Genomic DNA, 2,445 nt, shown 5'->3' on the forward strand with positions numbered 1-2,445 from the left:
AACGAAGCCCTGATGAAATACTTCGAGATGACGCGGGACTCGCTCCTGGTCTCGAAGGATCTCGCCGAGAAGGCTCTTTTGCTGGCGCCCGACAACGTTCGCGCGAAACGGACGCTGTCCATCGCGACGACCATGGGTGTTGCGTTCGGTGCTCTGCCTCGCGAGCAGGAGCATATCGACCGTGCGATCGAGCTTGCCGAAGACTCGGTAAGAGCCGTGCCCGATGACGAAATTGCCCGCTGCATCCTGTCATTCGCATACGAATGCGATGGCCGGATCGACGAGGCGATCGTGCAATGCCAGCACGCAATCAGTCTCAACCCGAGCTATCCCAGCAGCCACGGCGATATTGCGATGCTCTTCGCCTTGCGCGGACAGGTCGGCGAGGCGGTCCGCGCGGCCAACGAGGCGATCCGCCTTGGAGCGCATGACGTCATCGACTTCTGGCGCCACCACGGCCTGGTTTTGGCGTTGTTCGCGGGCGGAGACGACCGGCGGGCGCTCGAGGTCGCCCGCAAGGTCGTCAGGACAAAGCCGGGATTCCTGCGCGGCGCGCTTTTTTGGGCGGCAACTGCCGCGGCGACGGGAAATGATGAAGAAGCGTCACGTGCCATCCACCACTGCCTGTCACAACTCCCGCATCTCAACCTCGGCAATGTCGCTCCCGGGTTCATGCCGCGCTATGTGAGGGACGGCCACCACTCGCGGTTTCTTGAAATGCTTTCGAAAGCCGGCCTCCCCGCTTCCTAATGCCTGTCGCCCAAAAGTGCGCAGCGGTTTTGGGCGGACGACATGCATCAAACAAAGACTTAAAACGCGTCGCCTGGATCCGGTTCAGCGCGACGCGCTTTGGAGCAATTCCGGGCGGAAGACCCGTTACATTTTTTCAGGAATTGCTCAGGTTCTTTGCTTGTCCAGCCAAAGTGCCACCATTGCCGTCAGCAACATGAAACACCCGAGTGCCTGCCAAGCCGTGAGAGTTTCGTCCAGGAACAGGAATGCCAGTCCGGCGGCAACCGCAGGCTCGATCATCGATGCGACGAGTCCAGTCACCGCGGAGCGGCACCGCGCCATGCCCGCGCAATAGCAGACATAGGCGAGAGCTGTCGGCCCTAAACCGAGATAGATCAGAACCGAGATGCTTCGCCAGTCCCCCATGGCCGCGCCGAAATGCGTGAGACCGCCTGGAGCGACTATCATGGCCACGGGTGCGAGAACCAGCGATGCGATGATCAGGCCAAGGCCCGAAACAAGGTTCGGCGAATAGGCTACGGAAAGCGAGCGAGCGGCATTGGTCATCACGACGAAGGCCGCAGATGCCAGCAGCGACAGAGCAAGGCCCAATAGAAGGTCGAGCGGTTGTTCCGATGCCGTATCGACACTTACGAAAGTGACGAGGCCTGCGATCGAGATCGCAAGGGGAAGCACGACCTGCCGCGATATGGGTTCGCCAAGCTTCCTCAGTGACCAGAAGACGGCGATGACCGGTGGCAAGCAAACCGTCAGAAAGACCGTTATCGTCACTCCCAGCAGCGTGAAGCTGCGGAACAGGCAGACCTGGAAGGTGGCGCAGGAAATGCCGAACAGGAGAAATCCCGAAAAGCTACCCGCGCTGGCCTTAACCCTGCGGGTGCCGCCTGTTACCCGCGCCACCAGGAGTATGGCGGGCCCGGCAATAACCGTGCGGACGAATCCGTAGACCTCGTCCGGCATTGCGATTTCATGCGGGACAAACCTGCTTGCGACACCCACGGTCGCCCAGAGTGTGGCGGCGCACATCACCAGCGCCAGCCCCCAGAGGTGATCAGGCGAGAAACCGATCATGTAGGGCTGGCCGATCTTCCGGCATTTTTCGATCGTCTCCAGGTATCGCCTGCCGTCTTCGCCCAGGACTTCGGTGGCAACTCTTTCATTGCTTTGCATCGGCCGTTGATCCCCTTGTCTTGTCCTGGCGAATCGGAGTCGATTTTTTGGTGGGTTGGCTCCGAGCGGCACGACAAGCCTCGCCGAAGATCCCGCGATGTCCTTAGTGAAAGAGGCGTCAGCCGAGCGCTTGGGAAAGGCCGGCGAGCGTCTCGTCGATCGTTAGGATCGCGTCAGGGTTCCGTCAGGAGAGGTGGTGCGCAAGGATGGTCTCCGCCCACAGCGGCGCAAACGGCAGGTCGCAGGCAGTGATCCGGCTGCACGACACCGGCACCCGGACGGTCCAGAACGGCGGCGCGGTCAGCAGTATTGATGGCTATGTTGGTATCAGTCCCGACACAAATGGCACTGTGACGGTGGACAGCACGGGGTCCGGCGCGCTGAACATCGGCGCCGCCTCGCCCTTGCCGGCGGCTCCCCCTTCACGATCGCCGGCGCGCCCATCGCACGCGATGCGGCGGTGGTGGAAGCCGGCCTCGACTTGAACTTGACGCCGGCCGCGACCCTCGGTGTCTCCTATGG

General features: G+C 61.8%; 3 protein-coding genes. 2 read left to right on the plus strand and 1 reads right to left on the minus strand.

Going from position 1 to position 2,445, the window contains the following annotated elements; all coding sequences use genetic code 11:
- Positions 1 to 750: tetratricopeptide repeat protein (locus tag EOA28_RS32485; protein ID WP_148671003.1), on the plus strand; the 750-nt coding region annotated here is incomplete at its 5' end.
- Between the two features lie 147 nt (positions 751 to 897).
- Here EOA28_RS32485 and EOA28_RS32490 read toward each other — a convergent pair.
- Entirely contained in the window at positions 898 to 1,923 is a 1,026-nt protein-coding gene (locus EOA28_RS32490; RefSeq protein WP_127251033.1) for a DMT family transporter, read from the minus strand.
- Between the two features lie 442 nt (positions 1,924 to 2,365).
- Between EOA28_RS32490 and EOA28_RS39195 the strand changes: the two genes are divergently transcribed.
- The coding region (locus tag EOA28_RS39195) for a hypothetical protein (RefSeq protein WP_245501648.1) at positions 2,366 to 2,445 on the plus strand (80 nt) is incomplete at its 3' end.

The organism is Mesorhizobium sp. M2A.F.Ca.ET.067.02.1.1 (assembly GCF_004023285.1).
GTDB lineage: Bacteria > Pseudomonadota > Alphaproteobacteria > Rhizobiales > Rhizobiaceae > Mesorhizobium.

Coding starts and splice junctions, on each gene's coding strand:
- EOA28_RS32490 (WP_127251033.1), bottom strand. CDS start 1,923: ATGCAAAGCAATGAAAGAGTTGCCACCGAAGTCCTGGGCGAAGACGGC.